Source organism: Streptococcus oralis (genome assembly GCF_001075875.1).
GTDB classification, from domain to species: Bacteria; Bacillota; Bacilli; order Lactobacillales; family Streptococcaceae; genus Streptococcus; species Streptococcus oralis_I.
Window position 1 is genome coordinate 1 of the sequence record NZ_JUOS01000157.1, and the last position, 4,595, is coordinate 4,595.

The 4,595-nt window shown below is 38.9% G+C and carries 2 protein-coding genes and 1 pseudogene; all 3 read left to right on the forward strand.

The window, feature by feature from the left end; all coding sequences use genetic code 11:
- Nucleotides 1–439 (forward strand): annotated as a pseudogene (locus ADM33_RS08610) (hypothetical protein); the annotation flags it as partial.
- Between the two features lie 16 nt (nucleotides 440–455).
- The gene (locus tag ADM33_RS08615) at nucleotides 456–1,262 is read left to right on the forward strand and encodes an LPXTG cell wall anchor domain-containing protein (protein ID WP_049504542.1); all 807 of its coding nucleotides are present in this window, start codon (nucleotides 456–458) and stop codon (nucleotides 1,260–1,262) included.
- A gap of 21 nt (nucleotides 1,263–1,283) precedes the next feature.
- Nucleotides 1,284–4,595, forward strand: a 3,312-nt coding sequence (locus tag ADM33_RS08620) for an SspB-related isopeptide-forming adhesin (protein ID WP_049504545.1), incomplete at its 3' end; no start/stop codon positions are given.

Genomic DNA, 4,595 nt, shown 5'->3' on the forward strand with positions numbered 1-4,595 from the left:
GTTGTCAGTAATAAATATCATTTGCGTATTTTTTGCTTTCGCTCAACTGTCAAACCAGTCAGAAAAAGTAAATTTATTATATCAGGAACAAAAAAATACTCAACTAATCATTTCAACGAAAAATGAAGTTGATGTCTTTAGCCGTTATTTCTTACCTTCTTATTACTCGGGCAAAAAAGAAAACCTAGTAGCTTTTCTTTCTGAAGGTGATGCAAAATTTACCAAACCAAAAGAAGGTATTTTACAGTCCGTTATTTTAGAGAAATTGAATTATGATTCAGAAACTCAAAGATATACGGTTTCCTATATCCTGTCTGTCAAAAGAGGGGATAAATCATCTAGCGTTAGATTAACTTTTGATGTAAAAGCTTCTGATTCTTCAAAATATGGATTTGTTGTAGAAACAGAACCAAAGGAATCAAATTATCTTAAAAATTAGAAAAGGAAAAATTACAATGAACAAGAAACAAGTATTAGCTACACTAGCTCTTTCAACAATCGTACTTGCACAAGCTGGTTATGTATCAGCAGACGAAATTGCACCAATCGATTCTTCTGCTCCAGCGACAGAAGTTGTTACGCCGACAGCACCAAGCGCTTCAACAGAAACAGAGGCTCCAGCAAATCAGTTAACAGAGCCTTCAGTTACTCCAGTTGATCCGACAGCTCCTTCAGACAAGGATAACGCAGGAAGTCTTGACGGAGTGCCAGCTGATAAACCAGCACCTTCAGATAAGGCGCAAGACAAGGATAATGCAGGTAGTCTCGATGGTGTTCCAACACCATCAGATAAACCACAAGACAAAGACAACGCAGGAAGTCTTGACGGAGTGCCAGCTGATAAACCAGCGCCTTCAGATAAGGCGCAAGATAAGGATAACGCAGGTAGCCTAGATGGTGTTCCAGATGAACAGCCAAAAACTACTGATCAAGCGAATCAGCAAGGGAAGTCACAAATTGGAACCACTTCAAGCTCAACAGGTCAGGTGGTTCATGATGTGACAAAAGCACCTGTTCAAACCAGTACAGGTGATTCCATTGTCAGCACTAAAGATGGAAATCTTGTCCTTTCAGATGGCTCTGTAGTTGCTCCTGAAGCACTTGGAGGTGTTACGAATGAAGACAAGACCATCAGTGTTTCAACTGCAGATGGTAAAATGGTGACTTTACCAAACACAGGAACAGAAAAAAGTTTCCTAGCTGCAATCGGTGGAATGTTATTGACAGCAATTGGCTACTTCTACAAGAAGAAATTATTTTAATTAAGTGAAGGAGAAAGAAATATGACAGAAAAAACAAAAGGACACGGATATTTCCGTAAGAAAAAATGGGCTAAAGGTTTAGCATCAGGTATTGCAATCGCAGGTTTTGTAGCCTTCTCTGCAGGTTCAGCATTTGCGGATGAAGCAGTACAGCCTGAAAGCAAAAACGACAACAACGCATACGCTACACAAGCTGGTAAAACAACAGGAAGCCAGTCTGTAGCGATTGATAATGGAGCAGTCACAAAGGCTGCTGACAAGGCTAAAAAAGCTGGAGTAGTTGTATCTGAAACACCAAATGTTGACAAAGGTACAGACACTACTTCATCTAGTCTTGAACAATCTAAGTCTGAAATCAAAGATGATCAGGATAAGCAAGTTCAGGAACTTGAAGCCACAACTACAAAACAAGTTCAAAACAACGAAGCTTTCAAGGAAGCACAGGAAGCTATTCACGCTAACAATCAATTTGTAGCTGATGAAAAAGCCAAGCATGAAGGGGCAACAACTGTCACAGTGACGAATGACGGTTCGACTGCCACAGATGGTTCAGCAGACCAAAACAAGAAAGCTACTCAAACAGCTAAACAGGTCTTGTCAGATAACCAACAAGCAGTAACAAAATACCTGGGTGAAAAATCTAAGTATGATGCTACTGTCCAGCAGGCTACTTCTTTAAACAAAGCAGTAGACACTGCAACTGCTGAATTGAAAAAGAACGATGTTACTGTTAGTGTAGCAACACGTACAGTAACATCAGTTGCAGAAGTAGAAGCACTGAAGAAACTAAATGACCAAGCTATTGCAACTGCAAAAGGCAAAGTGGAGCTTAACAAAGCCATCATGGCTGCCTACACAGAGAAGAAGAAAGCTAGTGATCAAGTCAATCAAGATGCTGATCGCAAATCAGCTGATTTGAAAAATTCTGGCGTACTTTTAACTTCTAAAAAACAGGAAGTTTCTTCAGCTGATGAAGCGAAGCAAATTGGGAAACAAAACCAAGAAGCTTATGATAAAGCTAAGAAAGCACAAGCAGACTGGCAGAAGAAATACAATGAACTTCAATCTAAAACAAGTACGGAAGGGTTCACAAAAGAGGTTGTCTTACAGGCTCTCAGTCTTGCAACAGCTAATCCTGAAGCAACAGTGAAGTCATCTGCTTCAGGTTCAACAGTAGTAACGACAAGTTATATTTCTTCCTCAAGTGGTTCTTCAGGATATGGTCGTATTCTTGATTCTACCAAAGTTTTAAAATATAAGGATGTTGGTAACGGCTGGAAAACTGAAATTGACTATACAGGTTTAAAAGGTTTAACTGTTTCAACTGCAGATGGTTCAAAACATTCTATTTCTCGTATTCATCGAAAATTTGAAATCCTTAATCAAGGAAAGACAGGATTGAATGATGTATACGTCTTGAACGATCCAACAGAAGGCTTTGTTGTAGCTCGTAATGATGGTATTGGTGATACTTCTGATTACATGAAGTTTAGAGTAACTGATACTTATTATTACAATGTTGATGGTAAAGAAGTAGTGTTCACTGCTTCAGAAAAAACTCCAGCAAGTATAACTTATTCATCTCTTAACTATAACAAAATTGGTTGGGAAGGTGCTGGAGCAGTTAATGGTAAAAATGTTGAGATTAACGGTTCAACTGTAACATACCATAAAAACGATGGTTACAACTATGCTGATAACTACAATACAGAGGAAAATGTAGGAGTTACATGGGATACTTCTGACTCTCCTTATCAATATAAGGGAGCAGCACTCGGTGTCTTTACTGAAGGTACTAATTTCACTACTGATTTTGCTCAATGGGATGGCTCTGCAACACCAGCAGGACAGACATACTGGTTTGCTTTGAATACTAAGGTTGTAGCTCCAGTTGTTGAAGTTCCAGCTACTGCAATTATCACAAAAACAACTGTGAAACCTGTCAAAACTGAACCTGTATCAGCTGAATTGGTTGATACAAAGAATCCAGTCAAACCAACATTGACTCTTAAAACTCTATCTGAAACTAAAAATCAGAAGTTATCCGCAAGCTATCACGGTTATAAATTGCAGTATAAACCTACTGTCCGCAAGTCTGTATCTGATACAGATAAAACGAATACAGATGGGCAAACAGTAGCTAAAAATGCTACTCAGCTTTATACATTGCATCATGATAATATCTATGCTAACCTTAAAAAGGGAGACAAGATTACCATCATTGATCCACTCGAAGCTGGTGCTGTTCCTGATGTAGCTGTCACAAAGGCAGCTGCAGAGAAAGCAGGATGGGGCGTTGCCTATGATACAGGAAAGAACACTTATACCTTTACTGTAACCTACGAAGGGAAGCACTTAGAAGCTCCTGTGATTACCTGGAAACCAATCTATGACAAGGGCTTCTATGACAACACTTATAAAGTGTTAGTGAATAACTATGAAGTTTTCTCAAATACTGTTACGAACTACACTCCAAGACCTCCAAAACCAGTCAAATCTGTGTTAGATCATTCTGGCAAGGATATCAATGAAGCTAAAACATTTGACCGCAACGTGACCTTCCGTTTGACAACAGATTACAGTCCATACACCAAAACTCTTGCTTCAGCGCAGGCACTTGGTAAGAAGTTTGGAATCCTGGATGATGTTCAAGACAAAGCCTTCACAGTTGACCACAGTAAAATCAAGATGACTGCTGTAGGACAAGACGTAAAAAACCTATTTGATATGTATCATGTTCTTTCAGATGCTGGGCGTACGGATGCTATCAATAATATTTTGAAAGAATTGAACTTGGTACCTAAAGGTGAATTCTATCTTTGGGTTGCGAAAGACTCTGCGAGCTTCTACAACAATTACGTGAAGCAAAATAAAAATGTGACGATTGATCTTTCAGCGAAACTCTTAGTAAAAGAGGGAGAAATCGTGAAGAACGATTTTAAACAGATCGATTTTGGGAATAGCTATCAGTCGAATCTTGTAACAGTTGAAGTTCCAAATGTTAAGCCAGAAAAACATGTACTTGATAGAACTGGCAAGAAAGTCCTTGATGGCAATGAAGTTCAGCTAGGTGATTTTGTTCAGTACCTTCTTGATGGAGTAACTGTTCCAGAAAAACATGATACATTGTACCAATATGACGGTTTGGATAAGCTTGATACTAAGCATGACAGATATACTGGTAATTGGAAGGGTATCATCAAGGGTACAGAATACACAGCAGAAAAAGAGCTAACGTTGCCATACGATGTTATCCTGAAGAATGGTAAAGTGATCAAGGCAGGAGATAAGATTGCCAAAGGTAGCTCTTATGCCTTTACCTTTGAGTTCAAC